We start from the raw sequence: 23,360 nt of genomic DNA, 5'->3' as shown, positions 1-23,360 counted from the left end.
CTGAGGCACGCGGCGATTGTGCACTGCAACTAGCTTTAACTCAAGCCCCGTAAGGCGGCGCCTTGGAGGGCGAACCGTGCAGTCAGATCAGCTGGTCTCGCTGCAAGCGCTGCAACAGGCGCACCGCTACGGAGTGGCGGATGGCCTTGCCCTCGCGCAGCTTCACCCACGTGTTGAGCCCGATACCGAAATGGTTCTGGATCACTTCCGGCTTCTGGCTCTTAAGGACGGACGCCATCTTGTGGACGACAGCGGGCTCGACTTGGGTGAGACGCGGCGTTGGCATGTTCCCTCACGGACTATGGTTTCTGCCGACACCATATTTTTTGCAGTGGCGAACAGGCATACGTCATTTGCCGCATCCCATTACTTGACATGTGTCATATTTTGACAAGCCCCTACGCAGTAGAGCCTGCGACAATCGGATACGTGACGAGCGAAGATCTGCGCACTATCCTGGAGCCAGTTCAAGTCGAGGGGAATGGTCATGGCCACGATATCTGGCACGCACGATTTCATCCGGTACAATGCAATTGCGCGCCTGTTTCATGCCGGCATTGCAGCATTGGTTCTGTTCAATATCCTGACCGGAATCTTGGGCGAGGCCATCGAAGATATCTGGCAGCCCTTCCCCGCACACAAGGCCACCGGCATCCTGATTCTGTTTCTGTCGCTCGCCCGCCTCGGCTGGCGCTTTACCTGGACCATGCCGGCATGGCCCGCAACGATGGGCAAGCTCCAACAGAACGTGGCGCGCCTGACGCACGGTGCACTTTACGTCCTGATGATCGTCGTGCCGCTCACGGGATGGATCTTTTCCTCGGCCGGCAAATATCCCCTTTCGATCTATGGCCTGTTTGATTGGCCGAAGCTTCCGGTTGCCAAGGGTTCGGCCCTCGCCGAAGCTGCGCATGAAGGGCACGAAGTTCTTGGGTTCCTGATGGCAGGCCTTGTGATTCTGCATATTGCGGCGGCGCTTCATCATCATTTTGTCATCAAGGACAATGTCTTGCGCCGCATGCTCTGAAGCGCAGACGTATTCTGACCGACAAAGCGAGGCAGAACACGTACTAGCCCCATCGAAACGTGCATGGGGGGCGACGGATTTCTGCCATGACTGACTTGGCTCACACTCCACGCTTGCCCTTGCGCCCAAGCCTCGCCTACCGTCCTGCTCGAGAGTGTGATGCAAGGCGCTGCGACAGTCATCCTCCGCGGCAAGGCGGAGCGCGGCACGCTGTCCTGACAGGTCGGTACAACAGACGCTGGGCGCTCGCTGTCCTCAGCAGCGCGCATCTGGCGTCAATCAGGGTGGGACTTGTGCGATGAGCATCATGAAACAATCAGGCGCAAGCGAGATCGACGCAAAGATCATCGACGTGCTGCGCCACCGCGTCGGCAAGGATGAACGCGCCGCCAAGCCGCATGACTGGTACACCGCGACTGTCCTGACCCTTCGCGATGCCATCATCGACCAGTGGATGGATTCCACGCGCAAGACCTATGAGCAGGGCGGCAAGCGGGTCTACTACCTCAGCCTCGAATTCCTGATCGGCCGCCTGCTGCGCGATGCCCTGTCGAACATGGGCCTGACGCGGGAAATGGAAAAAGCCCTGCGCGAACACGGGTTCGACCTCTCGGCGCTCGAGAACCTCGAACCTGACGCAGCGCTCGGCAACGGCGGTCTCGGCCGTCTCGCCGCCTGCTTCATGGAGAGCCTCGCCAGCCTCGACATCCCTGCTTACGGCTACGGCATCCGCTACGTGAACGGCATGTTCCGCCAGCGGATCGACGATGGCTGGCAGGTCGAACTGCCGGAAACCTGGCTCAGCCACGGCAACCCGTGGGAATTCGACCGCCGCGAAAGCGCCTACATCATCGGCTTCGGTGGCGAAGTCGTTGCCAATGGCGATGCCGTCGAATGGCGCCCGGCTGAAAAGGTCGAAGCCAGCGCGGTCGACACGCCGGTCGTGGGCTGGCGCGGCAAGCGCGTCAACACCCTGCGCCTGTGGACCGCCCACGCCTTCGATCCCCTGCGGCTCGATGCCTTCAACGCCGGCGACCATTTCGGCGCCCTTGCTGAACAGGTCCGTGCCGACAGCCTCGTGCGCGTGCTCTACCCCGCTGACTCCACGTCCGCCGGGCAGGAACTGCGTCTGCGGCAGGAGTACTTCTTCACCTCCGCCTCGATCCAGGACATCGTGCGCCGCCATGTCCAATATCATGGCGACATCCGCACCCTGCCCGAGAAGGCCGCGATCCAGCTGAACGACACGCACCCTGCGGTTGCCGTCGCCGAACTCATGCGCCTGATGGTCGACGTCCACGGGCTCGAGTTCAGCGAGGCATGGGAAGTCACCAAGGCGACGGTTGGTTACACCAACCACACGCTTCTTCCCGAAGCGCTCGAATCCTGGCCACTGCCGTTGTTCGAACGGCTGCTGCCGCGCCACATGCAGATCGTCTACGCGATCAACAGCCGCGTGTTGCGTGAAGCGCGCAAGGCCGGAATGGACGATGCCGCCATCGCCGCCATCAGCCTGATCGATGAAGGCGGTGAGCGTCGCGTGCGCATGGCCAACCTCGCCTTCACCGGCGCGCACAGTGTCAATGGCGTGGCGGCGCTCCACACCGATCTGATGAAGACCACCGTCTTCTCCGATCTGCACAAGCTCTATCCCACCCGCATCAACAACAAGACCAACGGCGTCACCCCACGCCGCTGGCTGCAGCAGTGCAACCCGGGCCTCACCTCGGTCCTCAAGGACGCGATCGGCCCGGCCTTCCTTGACGATGCCGAAAAGCTTGCCGATCTCAACGCCCTGGCTGACGATGCCGCGCTTGGCGAGCGCATTGCCGAGGTCAAGCGCAGCAACAAGATTGCGCTGGCCAAGCACATCAAGGACCTGATGGGCGTCCGCCTGGATCCTGACGCCCTGTTCGACGTCCAGATCAAGCGCATCCACGAATACAAGCGCCAGCTGCTCAACCTGATCGAGACAGTCGCCCTCTACGACCAGATCCGCAGCCACCCCGAGCGCGACTGGGTGCCGCGCGTGAAGATCTTCGGCGGCAAGGCGGCTTCAAGCTATCACAACGCCAAGCTGATCATCAAACTGGCCAACGACATCGCCCGCCGTGTCAATTCCGATCCTTCGGTCGGCGGCTTGCTGAAGGTCGTGTTCGTGCCGAACTACAACGTCAGCCTCGCCGAGAAGATCATCCCGGCCGCCGATCTGTCCGAACAGATCTCCACCGCCGGCATGGAAGCGTCTGGCACCGGCAACATGAAGTTTGCGCTCAACGGTGCGCTGACCATCGGCACGCTCGATGGCGCGAACATCGAAATCAAGGACCGCGTTGGCGATCCCAACATCGAAATCTTCGGTCTCACCGCGCAGGAGGTCGAGGACCAGCGCGCCAATGGCTACAACCCGCGTGAAGTCATCGAAGCCTCGCGCGAGTTGCAGCAGGCCATCGCGGCGATCGCCACGGGCGTGTTTTCGCCCGACGATCCGCAGCGCTATGCCGGGCTGATGGGCGGCATCTACGATCACGACTGGTTCATGGTCGCCGCTGACTTCGACAGCTACCACGCCGCGCAGCGCAACATCGATCGCCGCTGGGAACAGCAGGCAGCCTGGCGCGCTTCGGCAATCCGCAACATTGCCAACGTAGGCTGGTTCTCGTCCGATCGCACGATCGGCGAATATGCCCGCGATATCTGGGGGGTCTGAAAGCCAGCATGAAGCCACCGGCGAGCGCCATCGATGCCCTGCTTGACGGGACGCACGCCGATCCTTTCTCGCTTCTCGGCATTCACGAAGGGCCTGAAGGCGCGTTCGCCCGCGCAGTCCTGCCCGGTGCCGAGGAAGCGGTGGCCTGGTCGCTTGATGGCAAGAAGCTCGGCAAGCTGACGCGCGTTGACGGTCGCGGCCTGTTCGAAGGTAAGGTCAAGGGCCCGCGCCAGCCGGTGCGCTATGCCTGCAAGGCCGGCACCCACGAGTGGCTGGTGACCGATCCTTACTCGTTCGGCCCGGTCCTCGGGCCCCTCGACGACTTTCTGATTGCCGAGGGCACGCACCACCGCCTGTTCGACAAGCTGGGCGCACACCTGATCGAGCATGAGGGCGTCTCCGGCGTCCACTTCGCGGTCTGGGCACCCAATGCGCAAGTCGTCAGCGTCGTCGGTGATTTCAACGATTGGGACGCGCGCCGCCACCCGATGCGCCGCCGCGCGGACATCGGCGTGTGGGAAGTGTTCATCCCAGACATCGGCGAACACCGCGCCTACAAGTACCACATCGTCGGCGCAGACGGAAAAGTCCTGCCGCTGAAAGCCGATCCTTTCGCGCAGGCCGCCGAATTTCGGCCCAGCACCGCCTCGATCACCGCACACCCGGTCAAGATGGACTGGGGCGATGCCGAACATCGCGCCCACTGGGCCAGCATCGATGCCCGCCGCCAGCCGATGTCGATCTACGAAGTCCACCCCGGCTCATGGCAGAAGCCGCATGACGAGGGCTTCTACACCTGGAACGAATTGGCCGACCGGCTGATCCCCTATGTCGCGGAAATGGGCTTCACCCACATTGAATTCCTGCCCGTCTCCGAACACCCCTACGATCCATCATGGGGGTATCAGACCACCGGCCTCTACGCTCCCAGCGCGCGCTTCGGCCCGCCCGAAGGCTTCGCGCGCTTCGTAGACGGCGCGCACCGCGCCGGCATCTCTGTCCTGATCGACTGGGTGCCCGCGCACTTCCCCACCGACGAACACGGCCTCGTCCGCTTCGACGGCACCGCGCTCTACGAACATGAAGATCCGCGCCTCGGCTTTCATCCTGACTGGAACACGCTGATCTACAACTTCGGCCGCCGCGAAGTGGTCAGCTTCCTGGTGAACAACGCGCTGTTCTGGGCCGAGCGCTACCACGTTGACGGGTTGCGCGTCGATGCCGTCGCCTCGATGCTCTACCGTGACTACTCACGCAAGGCGGGCGAATGGATCCCCAACGCCGAAGGCGGGCGCGAGAATTGGGAAGCGGTCGAATTCCTCAAGGCGATGAACCGCGCCGTCTATGCCAGCCACGCCGGCTTCCTGACGATTGCCGAGGAATCAACCTCATGGCCCGGCGTCAGCAAGCCAGCGTTCGACGAAGCCCCGCGCGAGCACCTCGGCTTCGGCTTCAAGTGGAACATGGGCTTCATGCACGATACGCTGCAGTACATGGCGCGTGACCCGATCCATCGGCAGTACCACCACAACGAGATCACCTTCGGACTGACCTACGCCTTCAGCGAGAACTTCGTCCTTCCGCTCAGCCATGACGAAGTCGTCCATGGCAAGGGTTCGCTCCTGAACAAGATGAGCGGCGACGACTGGCAGAAGTTCGCCAACCTGCGCGCCTACTATGGCATGATGTGGGGTTACCCCGGCAAGAAGCTGCTGTTCATGGGTCAGGAATTCGCCCAGCGTCGTGAATGGAGCGAGGCCCGCTCGCTCGACTGGGACCTGCTCGATGCCCCGGCCCACGAAGGCGTCCGCCGCTGGGTCCGCGATCTCAACCGGGTCTATACCACCCGCCCTGCCCTGTACGCGCGCGATTGCGAGCAGGAGGGCTTCGAATGGCTGGTCGTCGACGATGCTCAAGGGTCGGTCTTCGCCTGGTTGCGCAAGGCACCGGGAGCGAAACCGGTGGCCGTCATCAGCAACATGACGCCGCAGGTGCACGATCACTATCGCCTGCCGCTGCCGCATGACGGCGAATGGCGCGAAGTGCTCAACAGCGATGCGCAGGACTACGGTGGCAGCGGCATCGGCAATCTTGGCCAAGTAAACGCGGAAGGCGGGGCGGCTTTCGTGGTCCTGCCGCCGCTGGCCACGCTGATACTCGAATTTCAAGGATAAGAACGGAGATTAGGGGATGCGCGAAACTTACTCTCAGCCACTGGCCCGCGATGCGATGGCCTATGTCCTTGCCGGGGGCCGTGGCAGCCGCCTCAAGGAACTGACCGACAACCGCGCCAAACCCGCAGTCTACTTCGGCGGCAAGTCGCGCATCATCGACTTCGCGCTATCGAACGCGATCAACTCGGGCATCCGCCGCATCGGCGTCGCCACGCAATACAAGGCGCACTCGCTGATCCGCCACATGCAGCGCGCGTGGAACTTCATGCGCCCGGAACGCAACGAGAGCTTCGACATTCTGCCCGCCTCGCAGCGCGTTTCGGAAGATCACTGGTACGAAGGCACCGCCGATGCGGTGTTCCAGAACATCGACATCATCGCTTCCTACGCGCCCAAATACATGGTCATCCTCGCTGGCGACCACATCTACAAGATGGATTACGAGCTGATGCTCCGCCAGCACGTGGAAAGCGGTGCCGACGTCACCATCGGCTGCCTCGTCGTGCCGCGCATGGAAGCGACGGGCTTTGGCGTGATGGCGGTCGACAAGACTGACACCATCACCGATTTCATTGAAAAGCCTGCCGATCCTCCGGGCATTCCCGGCAACGAAGGCATGGCGCTGGCCTCGATGGGCATCTACGTTTTCGAGACGAAGTTCCTGTTCCAGATGCTGCAGGAAGACGCTGACGATCCCAATTCCAGCCGCGATTTCGGTAACGACATCATCCCCAAGATCGTGAAGAACGGCAAGGCCGTCGCCCACCGCTTTACCAATTCCTGCATCCGCGCGGCCGAGGAAATCGAGGAATACTGGCGCGATGTCGGCACGATCGACGCCTATTTCGAAGCCAATCTCGATCTCACCGACACCGTGCCCAAGCTCAACATGTACGATCGTGACTGGCCGATCTGGACCGACCAGATCATCGCCGCGCCGGCCAAGTTCGTGCATGACGAAGACGGCCGTCGGGGCATGGCGATCTCCTCGCTGATCAGCCAGGATTGCATCGTCTCGGGCGCCATCGCGAAACGCAGCCTGTTGTTTACAGGCGTAAAAATGGGCTCCTTCTCCTCATGCGAGGAAGCAGTGATCCTGCCCTATTGCAACATCGGGCGCGGCGCCCGGCTCAGCCGCGTGATCCTCGATTCCGGCGTGCGCATTCCCGAAGGCCTCGTCGTCGGCGAAGATCCGGAACTCGATGCCCGCCGCTTCCGCCGCTCCGAAAGCGGGGTGTGCCTTATCACCAAGCGGATGATCGACCGGCTGGCATGACGATCAGGGTCCTGTCCGTCGCCTCGGAAGCGGTGCCGCTGGTCAAGACCGGCGGCCTTGCTGATGTGGCGGGAGCGCTGCCTGCGGCGGTTGCGCCGCATGGCGTTGAAATGACGACATTTCTGCCCGGCTATCCGGCGGTGATGAAGGCGCTCTCCCGCCCCCGCGCGCTTCACGTCTGGGACAGCCTTTTGGGCGAAAGGGCGCGGCTGGTTAGCGGCAAGATCGACGGCCATCCCCTGTTAGTCCTTGATGCACCGGCGTTTTTCCAGCGCGAGGGCAATCCTTACGTCGACTCCTCAGGGCGTGACTGGGCGGACAACTGGCGGCGCTTCGCGGCGTTTGGGCGCGCAGCGGCGGACGTTGGCGGCGGCGCGGTCAGGGGACGGACGTTCGCCCTAGTCCACGCGCATGACTGGCAGGCCGCCATGGCATTGGCATACCTGCGTTTTTCCCCGCCCGAAAGCGGCATGCGCGTGCCATCGGTGATGACCATTCACAACATGGCGTTCCAGGGACACTACGGCGCGGACGTGTTCCCGGCGCTCGGTCTGCCCCCGCATGCATGGGCGATGGACGGGGTCGAATACCACGGCGGCGTCGGCTTCCTCAAAGCCGGGCTTGAGGCCGCAAGCATGATCACCACGGTCAGCCCGACTTATGCGCGCGAGATCCGCACACCCCAATTTGGCATGGGATTGGAAGGACTTATAACAAGTCGGGGCGACCGTGTGCGGGGCATCGTCAACGGCATCGACACCGCGCAATGGAACCCGGCAACCGATATCCAACTCTCGAAGGCATTCGGGCAACTCTCCATAGGCAAACGGGTAACTAACAAGCGCGCGCTGGAGGCAGAGTTCGGACTCGATGAGGGTGATGGCCCCTCTTCGTCGTCATCACTCGCCTCACCTGGCAGAAGGGCATCGACGTCCTGTTGGAGTGCATCGACCACCTCGTCGGCATCGGCGGTCGGCTCGCCCTGCTCGGCTCGGGAGACAAGGCGATGGAGAACGCATTCCACGCCGCAGCGATGCGCCACCCCGGCAAGGTGGGCGTCCGCATCGGCTATGACGAGGGCCTTTCGCATCGGATGCAGGGAGGCGGCGATGCGATCCTCGTCCCCTCGCGCTTCGAGCCTTGCGGCCTCACGCAACTCTATGGCCTTGCCTATGGCTGCGTGCCGGTGGTGGCGCGGACCGGGGGGCTGGCGGATACCGTGATCGACGCAAATCTGGCGGCGGTGATGGGCGGCGTGGCGACGGGGGTGCAGTTCGACGGCGTCAGCTATGCCAGCCTTGCCGATGCGATCAGCCGTGCCGTAACGCTCTATTGGCAAGGCGATACCTGGCGTGCCATGCAGCGCGCCGGCATGAAGACCGACTTCTCGTGGAACCGCTCGGGCAAGGCCTATGCGGATCTCTACGCCGCCCTCATCGCGGAGGACCAATGACCCGTACCGTACCATCGACGCCCTATTCCGGCCAGAAGCCCGGCACTTCCGGCCTGCGCAAGAAAGTCAAGGTTTTCCAGCAGGCTAACTACGCCGAGAACTTCATTCAGGCAGTGTTCGACGTGGTCGAGCGCGAGCCCGCCAGCACGCTGGTCCTTGGCGGCGACGGTCGCTTCCACAATCGCACGGTGATCCAGCAGGCGATCCGCATCGCCGCGGCCAACGGCTATGGCAAGGTGCTGGTCGGCCAAGGCGGCATCCTCTCCACCCCCGCCGCCTCGAACGTGATCCGCAAATACGGCGCGAGCGGTGGCCTGATCCTTTCGGCCAGCCACAATCCCGGCGGGCCGGACGAGGACTTCGGCATCAAGTACAACATCGCCAACGGCGGCCCAGCGCCCGAAGGCGTGACGGAGGCCATCTACGCCCGCACCCAGACCATCGACCGCTGGCTGACCGTCGATGCGCCCGATGTCGATCTCGACCGGCTTGGAACCACGCAAGTTGGCGCATTCACTGTCGAAGTGATCGACTCCGTGGCCGACTACGCCGAGCTGATGGAAGCGCTGTTCGATTTCGACGCCATCCGCGCCAACGTCGCCGCCGGTTTCACCATGGCGTTCGATGCAATGAGCGCGGTGACCGGCCCCTATGCCACCGAAATCCTCGAGAACCGCCTGGGTTTTCCCAAGGGCACGGTGCGCAATGGCGTGCCGCTCGAAGACTTCGGCGGGCACCACCCCGACCCCAACATGGTCCACGCGCATGAGCTGTTCGAGACGATGTTCGGCACAGATGCCCCGGACTTCGGCGCGGCATCGGACGGCGATGGCGACCGTAACCTGATCGTCGGACGGCATCGCTTCATCACGCCCTCGGACAGCCTTGCCATGCTGGCGGCGAACGCGCACCTCGCGCCAGGCTATGCTGCGGGCCTCAAGGGCATTGCCCGCTCGATGCCGACCAGCGCGGCTGCGGATCGCGTGGCCGAAGCGCTTGGCCTGCCCTGCTTCGAGACGCCGACCGGGTGGAAGTTCTTCGGCAACCTGCTCGATGCCGGCATGGCGACGATCTGCGGCGAGGAAAGCGCCGGGACCGGCAGCGATCACGTGCGCGAGAAGGACGGCCTGTGGGCCGTGCTGCTTTGGCTCAACATTCTCGCCGTCCGCAAGATCAGCGCCGACCAGCTGGCCCGCGAGCACTGGACCAAGTTCGGCCGCAACTATTACGCCCGCCACGATTACGAAGCGCTGCCGACCGACAAGGCGGATGCGCTGATGGCGGAACTGAAGGCTGCACTCGACCGCCTTCCCGGCCAGACCTTCGGATCGCTCGAAGTCGCCAAGGCCGACAACTTCTCTTACCTTGACCCCGTCGACGGTTCGACAAGCAGCAATCAAGGCGTCCGCGTGATGTTCGCGGGCGGCTCGCGCGTAGTCTTCCGCCTCTCCGGCACCGGCACCGAAGGCGCGACCTTGCGCGTCTATCTCGAACGCTATGAACCGGTCGGCGGCGATCTGGACCGCGAAACACCGGACATGCTGGCCGACCTGATCGCGGCCGCCGATGCCATCGCCGGGATTGCGCGGCACACCGGACGGACCGCGCCAGACGTGGTGACGTGAAGCCGGGCGTCGAGATCACGGACGGCAAGACCCGCTTCACCGTCCGCTCGCCCCATGCCGAAGCTCTGACGCTTTGCCTGTTTGATGGCGACGCCGAACAGCACGTGGCGATGACGCGCGTGGGCGCGAACTGGACGGTCGAACTGCCCGGTGAATTGCGCGGCAGCCGCTATGGCTTCCGCGCTTCGGGAGATTGGAATCCGGCGGCGGGACTATGGTTCGATCCGGCCAAGCTGCTGGTCGATCCTTACGCCATGGAGCTCGACCAGCCGTTCATTTTCGATGCCAGTTTGCCCGCTTACGGCGCGGATACGGCGGCGATTGTGCCCAAGGCGGTGGTTGGCCTTCACGAGCCTGTCTCCCCTGCCCCACCGCGGTTCCGGCACGGCGGCCTGATCTACGAACTCAACGTGCGCGGCTTTACCAAGCTGCATCCTGATGTGCCGGAGGCCCTGCGCGGCACCGTCGCCGCGCTCGCCCATCCGGCGGTTATCGCCCATCTCAAGCGCCTCCACGTTTCCGCGGTGGAACTCATGCCGGTTGTCGCCTGGATCGACGAACGGCACCTGCCCCCTCTCGGCCTGAGCAATGCCTGGGGCTACAACCCGGTAGCGATGATGGCGCTGGACCCGCGCCTGTGCCCCGGCGGCGTTTTGGAACTGCGCGATGCCGTGGCGGCACTGCGCGCCGCAGGGATCGGCGTGATCCTCGACATCGTGCTCAACCACAGCGGCGAATCCGATGTGCTGGGCCCGGTCCTGTCGCTACGCGGGCTGGACGACGCGGCCTATGCCAAAGCTCCTGACGGCAGCCTGATCAACGACACCGGCTGCGGCAATACTCTCGACTTCGGCAATGCCGCCGTGCGGCAACTGGCGCTCGATACGCTGCGGCACTTTGTCCGCCATTGCGGCGTCGACGGCTTCCGCTTTGACCTCGCCCCGATCCTTGCACGCAGCCCCGGCTTTGCGAGTGACGCACCGATCTTTGCCGAGATTGCAGCCGATCCGCTGTTGGCCGACCGGGTGATGATTGCCGAGCCTTGGGACGTCGGGCCGGGCGGGTATCAACTGGGGAATTTCCCGGCGGGCTGGCTCGAATGGAACGACAGGTATCGCGATGACGTGCGGCGGTTCTGGAAGGGCGATGCCGGCGTTGACGTGCTGGCTACGCGGATCGCCGGCTCGGCAGACCTTTTCGGGAAGGACTGCCGCTCGGTGAACTTCCTTGCCGCGCACGATGGCTTCACGCTGGCTGACACCCTCGCCTACGAGCACCGCCACAACCGGGCCAACGGCGAGGACAATCGTGACGGCCACGGCGAAAACTTCAGCTGGAACAACGGCGCAGAGGGCATGACCGACGATCCGGCAGTCCTTGCAAGGCGGGCTGCCTTTGCCCGCGCCATGCTCGGCACGCTGTTCGTTTCCACCGGTACGATCATGCTGACTGCCGGGGACGAGTTCGGCCGCAGCCAGCACGGCAACAACAACGCCTATGCGCAGGACAATCCGATCACCTGGATCGACTGGGAACAACGGGACACCGATCTGGAGGCCTGTGCTTTCAGACTGGCAGCGTGGCGCGCGGCGCGGGTGGCGGAGTTCGCGCGCTTTGCGCAGGACGGCCAATGGCGCCGGCTGGACGGTGCTCCCATGCATCCGGGCGACTGGGAGTGGCCGCAGACGCCCGGATTTTCATGGGAAGGTCCCGGCTATGCTTTCAGGATTGACCGGAACGGGCCGGTAGCGGGCCCCGCCTGACGTCAGGCGCCGAGGCGGCGCAAGGCGCGATCGGGCTGGAAGGACCCGAGCGGTACGCGGCTGTCGAAAGAGACGGGCTTTGGCAAAAGCTGGTTCAACAGCAACTTGCCAAAAGTCCATTCGCCCAGTTCGGATTCCGCGTTGAGATGCCCGGTTTCCCCGGCGTCGACAAAATTGCTGCCCCAAGTGCGCGCCAGGTGCCGGGCCTGCCCGATGCCCATGTAGGGATCGTTACGGCTGGCGACGAGGATCGACGGGAACGGCAGTTCGCCATGCGGGAACGGCGCGAAGCGGGTCAGGCGGCGGTCGATCGGGCGCACCTCGACATCGGGCGGAGCAACCAGAAGTGCGCCGAGCACCTTGCCGTCGGCGGGCTTTTCGAACTCTGCCCACCAGGCGACGGCGAGGCAGCCAAGACTGTGCGCAACAAGCACGACGGGCCGGTCCGACCGATGGACCGCGAGGTTGATCTTGTTGACCCAGGTATTGCGGTGCGGATCATCCCACAGGCCGAGGTCGACGCGGCGGCAATCGGGCAGATCCTGCTCCCACTGCGTCTGCCAATGGCCGGGGCCGCTGTTGCCAAGGCCCGGAACGGTAAGGATCAGCGGGTCCTGCCCCGCGGATAGCGAGCGTTGTTGAGTCATGTTGCTGTCTCCTGAAGCGGAAAGCCGGTCGACTCGGTCTACGTCCCGACAGCCTCAGCGATAACTCAACTATTTCGATAGACAAGTGGCCTGCGCCAGATTGCAGGCCGATTGCGTCAAGCCGTTGGCGGCGAACTCCACGCTCTCTCCCTGCGGAACGCGCCGGCAGTCTGGCCGGTCCGCGCCTTGAAGAAGCGGGCGAAGTATGCGGGATCGGCAAAGCCAAGGGCATAGGCAATCTGGGCGACGCTCGCGCCTGAAAAGGCAAGATTGCGACGGGCCTCGAGAATCAGGCGATCGTGCAGCATCTCGGCCGGGGCCTTGCCTGTGAGCAGGCGAGTGGCGCGGGTCAATGTCGAGGCCGTTGTGCCGAGCATGACGGCGTACTGCCCAACGGACAGGTGATCGCGATAGCGCTGTTCGACCAGGCTGCGGAAACGGGCGGCGAGCGGTTCGTGGCCGCTTGCGCTGTGAGAAGCTTGCTTGTGCGTGGCTGCCTGCGCCGCGCTGGCGAGCACTAGCGCGACCTGCGCCAGCACCGCCGGTCCCACGGCGTCACCCTGCCCGAGTTGCTGCGACAGGTCCGCGAGCAGCCAAGCGAGGCGTTCGATGGTTTGCGGCTGGGCGCGCAGCGATGCGGCAACGGCCCATCCGCCGATCTGCCGCAGGTCAGCCAGGAGGCCAACCAGACGCGGGTCGTTGGCGAGATCAGAGGCGAGCGACAGCACCCACCCTTCTGCCCCTGCATCGAACCGGAAGGCGTGAACGCAGGACGGCGGCACGATTACCTGCGCGGGCGCCTCCAACCGCTGCGCAGACTCTTCGCCATGCAGCGTGACGCCGCCGGACTGAAGCAGCAGGAGTTGCAGCATTTGAGGATGCGCGTGCGGCTCGATTGTCCATTCATGCAGAGTGGCGCGATCCCGAATGCGTTCCAGGTGGACGAACTCCGAGGGCACGGAAATGCCCTGTTCGCCGTAGAGCGTGTAGCGACTGAAGCTCTTTGCCTGCATGGATGACAGTGTTGCAGGTTGCGCGGAAAGTGCAAGAATTTGCGCGGAGGCTGCGTCGCCTGCCGCGCGGCGACCGGGCATCATCAGCGGCAAGAGAGGAGACTTGCCATGGCAACCGTGCTCGAGCGTGCTGCGTTCCGCTTCGATCCCTATTCCCCGGCCATCGATGCCGATCCATTCCCCACCTACAAGATTCTGCGCGATGAATTTCCCTGCTTCTGGTCCGAGGAGGCCGGCAAATGGGTGCTGTCACGCTATGCCGACGTGCTGGGTGCCCTGCAGGACTGGCGCACCTATTCATCGGCGAAAGGCAACCTGGTCGACGAATTCCCGGGGCGCGCGGGATCGACGCTCGGGTCAAGCGATCCGCCGAGGCATGACCGGCTGCGGGCGCTGATCCAGTCGGCCGTGACCAAGCGGGCGCTGGAGCACATCGTCGAACCGGCGCGGGCGGCGGCTCGCGCGCACCTCGCCGAGATTGCGGACAAGCCGGTATTCGACCTTGTCGGGGACTACACCTCGAAGCTGACGGTCGACCTGTTGTTCTATCTCTTCGCTCTGCCCGAGGAGAACGCGGACCTCGTGCGGCACAATGCCGTGCTGATGGTGCAGACCGATCCGGTGACGCGCAAGAAGGCGCCGGAACACCTCGCCGCGTTCCACTGGATGGCGGACTATGCCGAGAAGCTGGTGGCGGCGCGCAAGGCCAATCCGGGCGATGACCTGCTTTCGAACTTCATCACCGCCGAGATCGATGGCGAGAAGCTGCTCGACAAGGAAGTGCAGCTGACCGTCACGACGCTGATCATGGCCGGGATCGAGAGCCTTTCAGGCTTCATGGCCATGTTCGGGCTGAACCTCGCCGATTATCCGGAGGCGCGGCGGGCTCTGGTCACAGATCCGTCGCTGATCCCCGACGCGATCGAGGAATCGCTGCGGTTCAACACTTCGGCCCAGCGTTTCAAGCGGACGCTGACGCGGGACGTGGAACTGCATGGGCAGGTGATGAAAGCGGGCGACGCGGTGATCCTTGCCTATGGCTCGGCCAATCGCGACGAGCGGATGTTCGACAATCCCGATGTCTACGACATCACGCGCAGGGCCAAGCGCCATCTCGGGTTTGGCGGCGGCGTTCACGCCTGCCTCGGCGCGATGATCGGGCGGCTGGCGACGCAGATTGCCTATGAGGAGCTGTTGAAAGTCGTGCCAGAGTTCACCCGGGTGGACGCTGCGCTGGACTGGGTTTCGTCCTCGAACTTCCGCAGTCCGAAAGCGCTGCGCCTGATGAGGTCAATCTGAGTTAGCGAAGTGGCTCAGCAGGTGGCGGGTCATGCACGACTCGTCGCAACGCTGGGCCACGCCTCTTGCAGGTGTGACGCACAGCATACAATTTGAGGCCCAATGGACGATAACCGGGGTCTCGCATAATGGTTCCTGATCGGCGCCAATTTTTGGGCGCCATGGTTGCAACGCTGGGCAGCATGGCCGTTTCGGGCCAGCCGGCGATGGCCGTAACTCCTTTGAAAGAGCCGGAAGTCTCGCCGTTTGCGCGGCCGACGCCGCCCTTGCTGGTGCAGCGTGCGATCGCCGCTCTGGATGCGCATGGCGCGCATATCCGCCATCGCGATCTCGTCGGGCTGGTCGATTTCGGCAAGGCCTCGCGCGAGGCGCGGTTTCATCTGGTCGACGTGGCGGGCGGCAAGCTCGTCTCCTCGCACCTCGTCTCTCATGGCAGCGGGTCCGATCCGGCCAACAGTGGCTGGGTGCAGCGGTTTTCCAACGCCTATGGCTCCAATGCGTCGAGCCCCGGCGCCTTTCTCACCGGCGTGACCTACTACGGCAAGCATGGCCGTTCACGCCGACTGATCGGGCTGGAGGACGCCAACAGTGCGGCGCTCGAGCGCGGCATCGTGATCCACGCAGCGAGCTATGTCAGCGAGGACATGGCCGAGACGCAAGGCCGCATCGGTCGGAGCCAGGGCTGCTTCGCGTTCTCGAACAGCGACATCGGCGGCGTGCTGGAGCGGCTGGGCGAAGGCCGCCTGCTCTACGCCGTCAAGTAAACGCGGCTCGCGCAGCTTCGGCCAGCGCGCTACCCTCGCCGACAAGATCAGGCCGTTCGCGCGCGGCTATGAGCCCGATGCTCCGCCGGAAATCGTAGTCTGCCAGCGGCACCGCCACGACTCCGTCACGCGCCAGCGATTGCGGCGCGGTTGTCACGCCCATGCCTGCCCGCACCATCTCGATGCAGCGATCGTCGTTGGACGAGCGCAGGAAGAACGGCGGACGCACGCCGCGTTGGGTGAACCAGCGACTGGTCTCGCCAAGGATTTCGCATGAGCGGCGCGCAATCATGGTTTCGGCCGCGACGTCGCTGGCATGGAGCAAGGTCGCACCGGCCAGCGGGTGACCTTCGGGAATGAGCAGGCGGTAACCCTCCTCCAGCAGCGCGACCGAGGGCCGATCGACATCTTCGGGGCGCATCAGCGTGAGGACAGCATCAACCTGCCCCTCCCCCAGCTTGCGCCTGAGTTCAGCGTCCGTGCCTTCCGAAAGCACGAGCGGCTGCGGCCCAGTGAAGCGGCGCGCCAAGCCGGAGAGGGTGGTCGTTGCAATCGAAGGCAGGACGCCAAGGCGAAACGGGCTGAGCGGGGGCGGCGCTTCGGCAAAGGCGGCTTCGGCGGCGCGAAACTCCCGTTCGATCGCGCGGGCATGCGTCACGAGGCGCGTGCCAGCCTCGGTCAACCGCACTTGCCGCCGTTCGCGCAGGAAAAGCCGCGTGCCCGCCAGGCGTTCGAGTTCGGCGATCGCGGCCGACAGGGTCGGTTGCGAGATTGCCAGCCGCTCGGCCGCACGAGTGAAATTGCCGGTCTCGACAACGGCCAGGAACTGGCGAAGATGCGCGCGCTTCATCATAGGAAAAACCTATCACAACCCGCGATATAAATCAATTTTGAGCGATGGTTTGGCAATGGTATCCTGCGCCGCGACAAGTTTGCAGAGGATGCCCAAGATGCGCGCCACGCCCGATTTCGATTTCGGCTTGACCGAAAGCGCCCTGATGATCCGCGAGGCCGCGGGCCGCTTTGCCGATGAACAGATCGCGCCGCTCGCCGCCGAGATCGACCGCAACGACCGCTTCCCGCGCGAGCTGTGGGAGCCGATGGGTGCGCTGGGCTTGCACGGCATTACGGTCGAGGAAGAGTTCGGCGGACTGGGCCTTGGCTATCTCGATCACGTCATTGCTGTCGAAGAAGTCAGCCGCGCCTCGGGCTCGGTCGGCCTGTCCTATGGCGCGCATTCGAACCTCTGCGTCAACCAGATCCGCCGCTGGGGCAATGACGAGCAGAAGGCAAAGTACCTGCCCAAGCTGATCTCGGGCGAGCATGTCGGCAGCCTTGCCATGTCGGAAGCAGGCGCAGGGTCTGACGTCGTCTCGATGAAGCTGCGCGCGGAACCCGTCGCGGGCGGCTTCCGCCTCAATGGCACCAAGTTCTGGATCACAAACGGCACTTATGCCGATACGCTGGTGGTCTATGCCAAGACGTCACCCGAAGCGGGCAGCCGGGGCATCACCGCCTTCCTGATCGAGAAGGACATGCCCGGTTTCTCGATCGGGCAGAAGATCGACAAGATGGGCCTGCGCGGCTCGCCCACCTGCGAACTGGTGTTCGACGACTGCTTCGTGCCCGAAGAGAACGTGATGGGGCCGCTTCACGGCGGCGTGGGCGTGCTGATGAGCGGCCTTGATTACGAGCGGGTGGTACTGGCGGGGATGCAGATCGGCATCATGCAGGCCTGCCTCGACACGGTCATCCCCTATGTGCGCGAGCGCAAGCAGTTCGGCCAGCCGATCGGCACCTTCCAGCTGATGCAGGCCAAGGTCGCCGACATGTACGTCGCGATCCAGTCGGCGCGCGCATATGTCTATGCCGTGGCCAAGGCCTGTGACGCCGGGCAGACCACGCGCTTCGACGCTGCCGGCGCGATCCTGCTGGCCAGCGAAAACGCCTTCCGCGTCTCGGGCGAGGCCGTGCAGGCGCTGGGCGGCGCGGGCTATACCAAGGACTGGCCGGTTGAGCGCTACCTGCGCGATGCCAAGTTGCTGGACATCGGCGCCGGAACCAATGAAATCCGCAGGATGCTGATCGGCCGCGAACTTATCGGAGCGCGCTGATCGGCGGAAGATAACGATCTTGCGGAGAGACTCATGCGCCTGAAAGCCCTCATTGCCTGTGCAGCCCTGGTCGGCATTGCCGATCCGGCGCTTGCCCGGATGGAAAAGACGACCGTCCACAGCGTGGCGGTAGAGGGCAATCTCGAGGGCAATTCAGCCGACCGCACAGTCTACGTGTTCCTGCCGGACAGCTACGACAAGTCGAAGACGCGGCGCTATCCGGTGGTGTACTTCCTCCACGGCTACAATTCGACCGCAGACCAGTATGTCGAGCGCAACGACTTCGATGCCGCGCTCAAGGCTTCGGGCACGGAAGCGATCATCGTCGTGCCCGACAGCATGACCAAGTGGGGCGGTTCGATGTATTCGAACTCGCCGACAGTGGGGAACTTCGAGGACTTCATCGCGCAAGACCTGGTGGCCTGGACTGACAAGCACTTCCGCACGATCCCCTCGCGCGACGCGCGCGGCCTTTCCGGTCATTCGATGGGCGGTTACGGCACGCTCAAGCTTGGCATGAAGCGCGCGGACGTGTTCGGCGCGCTCTATGCGATGAACCCCTGCTGCCAGATCCCGCGCCCCGCTTCGTCGGCCGATCCGAAATACGAAGGCTGGTCGGTCGATCAGGCGCTGACCGCGGACTGGATGAGCCGCGGCAACTTCGCGGTCGCCACGGCATGGTCTCCCAACCCGGCCAAGCCGCCGTTCTATGCCGATCTTGGCACCAGCGGAGGCAAAGTGAACGATCTGGTCATCGCCAAGTGGGCGGCCAATTCGCCCGTGGCCATGGCCTCGCAGTATCTCCCATCACTGCGCCGCATGAGCGGCATCGCTATCGACACCGGCGATACCGACTTCGTTCGCGCGGACGATGAACTGATCCACGAAACCCTGACCCGGTTCGGCATTGCGCACGACTGGGAAATCTATGTGGGCGACCACGGCAACCGGGTGAAGGAGCGCTTCCGCACGCATGTGCTGCCGTTCTTCACCAAGCACCTGAAAGGCAGCACGCGTTGAGCGCACCGGTCCTCTCGAGCAACATCGACCTGAACTCCGAACAGGCGCAGGCCCGTGCGGCGCACAATCGCGCGCTGGCACGGGAACTGCGCGAGCGCGTTGCCAAGGCTGCGCTCGGCGGTGACGAACGCAGCCGCGAGCGCCATGTCTCGCGCGGCAAGCTGCTCCCGCGCGACCGCGTGGAGCGCCTGCTCGATCCGGGCTCGCCGTTTCTCGAGATCGGCCAGCTGGCTGCGAACGGGATGTACGGCGACGAGGTGCCCGGCGCCGGGATCATTGCCGGGGTTGGACGCATATCCGGCCGCCAGTGCATGGTCTTTGCCAATGACGCCACGGTCAAGGGCGGCACCTATTTCCCGATGACGGTGAAGAAGCACCTGCGCGCGCAGGAGATTGCGCAGGAGAACCGCCTGCCGTGCATCTATCTGGTCGATAGTGGCGGAGCGAACCTGCCCAACCAGGCCGAGGTCTTCCCCGACCGCGACCACTTCGGCCGGTTCTTCTTCAATCAGGCGAACATGAGCGCGCGGGGCATTCCGCAGATCGCCAGCGTCATGGGATCATGCACCGCCGGTGGGGCCTACGTTCCCGCGATGTCGGACGAGACGGTGATCGTGCGCGAACAGGGGACGATCTTCCTTGCCGGGCCGCCGCTGGTCAAGGCCGCGACCGGCGAGGAGATTACCGCCGAGGCCTTGGGCGGCGGCGACCTGCACGCGCGCAAGTCGGGCGTGGTCGATCATCTGGCCGACAATGACGAACACGCGCTGACCATCGTGCGCGATATCGTCTCGCATATTGGCGCCGCAGGAGATGCGGGCGTTGCACGGCGTGAGCCGGTGCCGCCGAAGTACGATCCGGAAGAACTGTACTCGATCATCCCCGACGACGTGCGCGCGCCCTATGACGTGCACGAAGTGATCGCGCGGATCGTCGATGCATCCGAATTTCACGAATTCAAGGCGCTCTACGGCACCACGCTGGTCTGCGGCTTTGCCCATATCCATGGGCTGCCGGTAGCGATCCTTGCGAACAACGGCGTGCTGTTTTCTGAAAGCGCTCAGAAGGGCGCGCACTTCATCGAACTCGCCTGCCAGCGCCGCATTCCGCTGCTGTTCCTGCAGAACATCTCGGGTTTCATGGTCGGCGGCAAATACGAGGCCGAGGGCATCGCCAAACATGGCGCCAAGCTGGTCACCGCCGTGGCAACGGCGCAGGTGCCCAAGATCACCGTGCTGATCGGCGGCAGCTTCGGTGCGGGCAACTATGGCATGTGCGGCCGCGCCTATTCCCCGCGCTTCCTGTTCACCTGGCCCAATGCGCGCATCAGCGTGATGGGCGGCGAGCAGGCCGCATCTGTGCTCGCAACCGTGCACCGCGATGCCGACAAGTGGTCGGCGGATGAAGCCGAAGCTTTCAAGGCACCGATCCGGCAGAAGTATGAAGACGAGGGCAATCCCTACTACGCGACGGCGCGACTGTGGGACGATGGGGTGATCGACCCGGTGCAGACGCGCGATGTGCTGGGATTGGCGCTGGAGGCGTGCCTTGAAGCGCCGATTGCGGAGGCGCCCCGGTTCGGGGTGTTCCGGATGTGATGGGAGAGACAGAAAATCCTCTCCGGAACGGGGAGGTGGCAGCGCGCAGCGCTGACGGAGGGGCCGAATGGTCGCGAGTGCAGCACCGAACTGTCGGAGCATCGGCAGCGCAGACCGAGCGCGCCCGCAAACTTCGCCGCGAAATGACCCTGCCTGAAGTGCCGTTGTGGCGCGAACTGCGCGGCAAGCCAGCAGGACTCAAGTTCCGGCGGCAATTCGCTGTTGCGGGCTATGTGGCCGATTTCGCCTGCCTTGATCGCCGCCTGCTGAACGAGATCGACGGTATCGTCCACAACATGGGTGATCGGCCTGAACGTGATCAAACGCGTGATGCAAACCTGATTGCGCTGGGCTGGAACATTCTACGCATTCCCGCAGCGGATGTGCTCAAGGATGTCGCCGCTGCAGCCGCCCCGATTGTTGGTTATGCCGACAGCTTTCGACCCCTCCGCCCCTGCGGGGCACCTCCCCGTTCCGGGGAGGATTTTTCGGGTGAACAGTCATGATCAAATCCCTCCTCATCGCCAATCGCGGCGAGATTGCCTGCCGTGTCATCCGCACCGCGCGGCGGCTCGGCATTCGCACCGTCGCGGTCTATTCCGATGCTGATGCCAAGGCACTCCATGTGCGCTCTGCGGATGAGGCCGTGCACATCGGACCTTCGCCTGCGCGCGAGAGCTATCTTGTGGGCGAGAAGATCATTGCGGCGGCGCTCGCGACCGGCGCCGAGGCGATCCATCCGGGTTATGGCTTCCTGTCGGAGAACGCCGAGTTCGCGCAGGCGGTGCTGGATGCGGGGCTGGTGTGGGTCGGGCCGAAGCCGGCCTCGATCACCGCGATGGGCCTCAAGGACGCCGCCAAGGCGCGGATGATCGCGGCGGGCGTGCCGGTGACGCCGGGGTATCTCGGCGAGGACCAGAGCGAGGCGCGCCTTCAGGCCGAGGCTGACGCCATCGGCTATCCGGTGCTGATCAAGGCCGTGGCTGGCGGCGGCGGCAAGGGCATGCGGCGTGTGGAGCGCGCCGAGGACTTCGCCGAGGCGCTGGCGTCATGCCGTCGCGAAGCGGCGTCCTCGTTCGGCGATGATCGCGTGCTGATCGAGAAGTACATTCTCTCTCCTCGCCACATCGAAGTACAGGTCTTCGGCGATGCCCACGGCAATGTCGTCCACCTGTTCGAGCGCGACTGTTCGCTGCAGCGGCGGCATCAGAAGGTGATCGAGGAGGCCCCTGCCCCCGGCATGGATGAGGCGACACGCGAAGCAGTCTGCGCCGCTGCCGTCCGCGCGGCCAAGGCCGTGGATTACGAGGGCGCGGGCACGATCGAGTTCATCGCCGATGGCTCGGAAGGCCTGCGCGCCGACCGCATCTGGTTCATGGAAATGAACACCCGCCTGCAGGTCGAGCACCCGGTGACCGAAGAAATCACCGGCGTCGATCTGGTCGAATGGCAGCTGCGCGTTGCCTCGGGCGAACCTTTGCCAAAGCGGCAGGACGAGCTGAGCATCAATGGCTGGGCCATGGAAGCGCGGTTGTATGCCGAGGATGCCTCGAAGGGCTTTCTGCCCAGCATCGGGCGCGTGGACGACTTCCACTTCCCACAGTATCGCGCGCGCATCGATACCGGAGTTGAAGCCGGGGCAGAAATCTCGCCCTTCTACGATCCCATGATCGCAAAGGTGATCGTGCATCGGGAGACGCGGACCGAGGCCATAGCCGGCTTGCGCGAAACGCTGGACGAAGGCGTGGTCGGCCCGCTGATCACCAACAGCGGGTTCCTGTGGCGCCTGCTGGGGCACACCGCTTTTGAAGCCGGGGTAGTCGATACCGGGCTGATCGAGCGCAACCTCGAAAGCCTCACCGCACGCCCGGAACCGACGCCCGAGGCGCTCGGGCTTGCGGCGATGCGGCTGGTCGGCACGCCGGGCGACAACCCTTGGACCAGCCAGTCGGGCTTCCGCATGAACGCCGCCCCAAGGCGCGATGTACACTTGGCAGATCAATTCGGGCGGGCGTTCGTTGTCGAAATGCCGGAGGAGCCAGCGGTCGATTACTGGCCAGGTGAAACAGTCACCAGCATCGACGAAGGTGGCGAACGTTTCCTGGTGCAACTGGCAAGGGCTGAAGGCGGAGCCGGGGGCGGCGCCTCGGATGGTGCGATCATCGCCCCCATGCCGGGCAAGGTCATTTCGGTGGACGTCGCAGCCGGTGAGTCCGTCACCAAGGGACAGAAGCTCATGGTGCTTGAAGCCATGAAGATGGAGCATGCGCTGACTGCGCCGTTCGATGGCGTGGTCGAAGAGCTTAACGCCGTGGCCGGAGCGCAGGTTCAGGTCGAGGCACTGCTGGCGCAGATCAAGAAGGCAGAAGGCTGATGGCGGGCAAATACTTCGACGAATGGCGAATCGGCGACCGAATCGAGCACGAGATTCGCAGGACCGTGACCGAGACCGATAACCTGTTGTTTTCGACCATGACTCACAACCCGCAGCCGCTGCACATCGATGTGGAGGCGGCCAAGGCCAGCGAGTTCGGCCAAATTCTCGTGAACGGTACTTTCACTTTCGCACTAATGGTTGGCCTGTCAGTCGGCGACACTACGCTCGGCACGCTTGTGGCAAATCTGGGGTACGACAAGCTGGTCATGCCGGCCCCGGTATTCATCGGCGATACGATGCGCGCAACCAGTGAAGTAGTTGATTTACGGGAAAGTAGATCGCGGCCGGATGCGGGCATCACCACGTTCAAGCATGAACTTTTGAACCAGCGCGGCGAGGTCGTCTGCCGCTGCCTGCGCTCCGCATTACTCAAGAAACGGCCGTGATCTGCAGACCCATTTCGTCATTTTGGAGCCAATAATCATGGTAAATATCGATTT

18 protein-coding genes and 1 pseudogene are annotated in these 23,360 nt (G+C 64.0%); 15 read left to right on the top strand and 4 right to left on the bottom strand.

The window, feature by feature from the left end; all coding sequences use genetic code 11:
- Positions 1-82: 82 nt before the first annotated feature.
- On the bottom strand, positions 83-238 hold the full coding sequence (locus tag C7W88_RS11040; RefSeq protein ID WP_240344562.1) for a hypothetical protein: 156 nt from the start codon (positions 236-238) through the stop codon (positions 83-85).
- Between the two features lie 249 nt (positions 239-487).
- On the opposite strand from C7W88_RS11040, the gene C7W88_RS11035 reads away from it, so the two are divergent.
- From C7W88_RS11035 to glgX, 7 genes and pseudogenes are all read left to right on the top strand, one after another.
- Positions 488-1,027 carry a cytochrome b gene (locus tag C7W88_RS11035; protein ID WP_118074718.1) on the top strand — a complete coding sequence of 180 codons (540 nt, stop codon included), beginning with the start codon at positions 488-490 and terminating at the stop codon, positions 1,025-1,027.
- A 298-nt stretch (positions 1,028-1,325) separates the two neighbouring features.
- Entirely contained in the window at positions 1,326-3,737 is a 2,412-nt protein-coding gene (locus tag C7W88_RS11030; RefSeq protein ID WP_118073566.1) for a glycogen/starch/alpha-glucan phosphorylase, read from the top strand.
- An 8-nt stretch (positions 3,738-3,745) separates the two neighbouring features.
- Positions 3,746-5,911: a 1,4-alpha-glucan branching protein GlgB gene (gene glgB / locus C7W88_RS11025; protein WP_118073565.1), complete on the top strand. Its 2,166-nt coding sequence runs from the start codon at positions 3,746-3,748 to the stop codon at positions 5,909-5,911.
- Between the two features lie 16 nt (positions 5,912-5,927).
- Complete coding sequence (gene glgC, locus C7W88_RS11020; RefSeq protein ID WP_118073564.1) at positions 5,928-7,187, top strand: glucose-1-phosphate adenylyltransferase; 1,260 nt, start codon at positions 5,928-5,930, stop codon at positions 7,185-7,187.
- A pseudogene (gene glgA, locus C7W88_RS11015) lies at positions 7,184-8,640 on the top strand (glycogen synthase GlgA). Before glgC ends, glgA begins: the two are co-directional and overlap by 4 nt.
- Positions 8,637-10,265 carry an alpha-D-glucose phosphate-specific phosphoglucomutase gene (locus C7W88_RS11010; RefSeq protein WP_118073563.1) on the top strand — a complete coding sequence of 543 codons (1,629 nt, stop codon included), beginning with the start codon at positions 8,637-8,639 and terminating at the stop codon, positions 10,263-10,265. The pseudogene glgA and the gene C7W88_RS11010 overlap by 4 nt, the downstream one beginning before the upstream one ends.
- Positions 10,262-12,028, top strand: a complete 1,767-nt coding sequence (gene glgX, locus C7W88_RS11005) for a glycogen debranching protein GlgX (RefSeq protein WP_118073562.1) — start codon at positions 10,262-10,264, stop codon at positions 12,026-12,028. The genes C7W88_RS11010 and glgX overlap by 4 nt, the downstream gene beginning before the upstream one ends.
- Before the next feature lie 2 nt (positions 12,029-12,030).
- Here the strand turns inward: glgX and C7W88_RS11000 are convergent, their stop codons facing one another.
- Positions 12,031-12,675 (bottom strand): alpha/beta hydrolase, encoded by a 645-nt coding sequence (locus tag C7W88_RS11000; RefSeq protein WP_118073561.1) that lies wholly within the window; start codon positions 12,673-12,675, stop codon positions 12,031-12,033.
- 116 nt (positions 12,676-12,791) lie between these two features.
- On the bottom strand, positions 12,792-13,688 hold the full coding sequence (locus C7W88_RS10995; protein WP_162896003.1) for a helix-turn-helix domain-containing protein: 897 nt from the start codon (positions 13,686-13,688) through the stop codon (positions 12,792-12,794).
- 108 nt (positions 13,689-13,796) lie between these two features.
- On the opposite strand from C7W88_RS10995, the gene C7W88_RS10990 reads away from it, so the two are divergent.
- Together C7W88_RS10990 and C7W88_RS10985 are read left to right on the top strand one after the other, a co-directional pair.
- A complete protein-coding gene (locus C7W88_RS10990; RefSeq protein ID WP_118073559.1) occupies positions 13,797-14,987 on the top strand; it encodes a cytochrome P450 in 1,191 nt (396 codons plus the stop codon).
- 182 nt (positions 14,988-15,169) lie between these two features.
- Positions 15,170-15,751 (top strand): murein L,D-transpeptidase catalytic domain family protein, encoded by a 582-nt coding sequence (locus C7W88_RS10985; RefSeq protein ID WP_240344560.1) that lies wholly within the window; start codon positions 15,170-15,172, stop codon positions 15,749-15,751.
- On the opposite strand, the gene C7W88_RS10980 is transcribed toward C7W88_RS10985, so the two are convergent.
- Entirely contained in the window at positions 15,744-16,601 is an 858-nt protein-coding gene (locus C7W88_RS10980) for a LysR family transcriptional regulator (RefSeq protein ID WP_205525166.1), read from the bottom strand. The two genes, C7W88_RS10985 and C7W88_RS10980, sit on opposite strands and share 8 nt — an antisense overlap.
- Positions 16,602-16,701: 100 nt before the next feature.
- Here C7W88_RS10980 and C7W88_RS10975 point away from each other — a divergent pair, with 100 nt between their 5' ends.
- Genes C7W88_RS10975 through C7W88_RS10950 form a run of 6 tightly spaced genes read left to right on the top strand, consistent with a single transcriptional unit; the run spans position 16,702 to position 23,306 of the window.
- The gene (locus C7W88_RS10975; RefSeq protein ID WP_118074717.1) at positions 16,702-17,865 is read left to right on the top strand and encodes an isovaleryl-CoA dehydrogenase; all 1,164 of its coding nucleotides are present in this window, start codon (positions 16,702-16,704) and stop codon (positions 17,863-17,865) included.
- 33 nt (positions 17,866-17,898) lie between these two features.
- Positions 17,899-18,885 (top strand): alpha/beta hydrolase family protein, encoded by a 987-nt coding sequence (locus tag C7W88_RS10970; RefSeq protein WP_118073556.1) that lies wholly within the window; start codon positions 17,899-17,901, stop codon positions 18,883-18,885.
- Positions 18,882-20,483, top strand: a complete 1,602-nt coding sequence (locus C7W88_RS10965; RefSeq protein WP_118073555.1) for a carboxyl transferase domain-containing protein — start codon at positions 18,882-18,884, stop codon at positions 20,481-20,483. Before C7W88_RS10970 ends, C7W88_RS10965 begins: the two co-directional genes overlap by 4 nt.
- 35 nt (positions 20,484-20,518) lie before the next feature.
- Positions 20,519-20,989 carry an endonuclease domain-containing protein gene (locus C7W88_RS10960; protein WP_240344558.1) on the top strand — a complete coding sequence of 157 codons (471 nt, stop codon included), beginning with the start codon at positions 20,519-20,521 and terminating at the stop codon, positions 20,987-20,989.
- Positions 20,986-22,857, top strand: coding sequence for an acetyl/propionyl/methylcrotonyl-CoA carboxylase subunit alpha (locus C7W88_RS10955; protein ID WP_118073553.1), 1,872 nt, complete (start codon positions 20,986-20,988; stop codon positions 22,855-22,857). Before C7W88_RS10960 ends, C7W88_RS10955 begins: the two co-directional genes overlap by 4 nt.
- Positions 22,857-23,306: a MaoC family dehydratase gene (locus C7W88_RS10950; protein ID WP_118073552.1), complete on the top strand. Its 450-nt coding sequence runs from the start codon at positions 22,857-22,859 to the stop codon at positions 23,304-23,306. Before C7W88_RS10955 ends, C7W88_RS10950 begins: the two co-directional genes overlap by 1 nt.
- The last annotated feature ends 54 nt before the right edge of the window (positions 23,307-23,360 follow it).

The sequence above is a fragment of the Novosphingobium sp. THN1 genome, from assembly GCF_003454795.1.
GTDB lineage: Bacteria > Pseudomonadota > Alphaproteobacteria > Sphingomonadales > Sphingomonadaceae > Novosphingobium.
The sequence above is the reverse complement of the archived record's forward strand: the minus strand, read 5'-3'. Positions and strand labels throughout refer to the sequence as shown.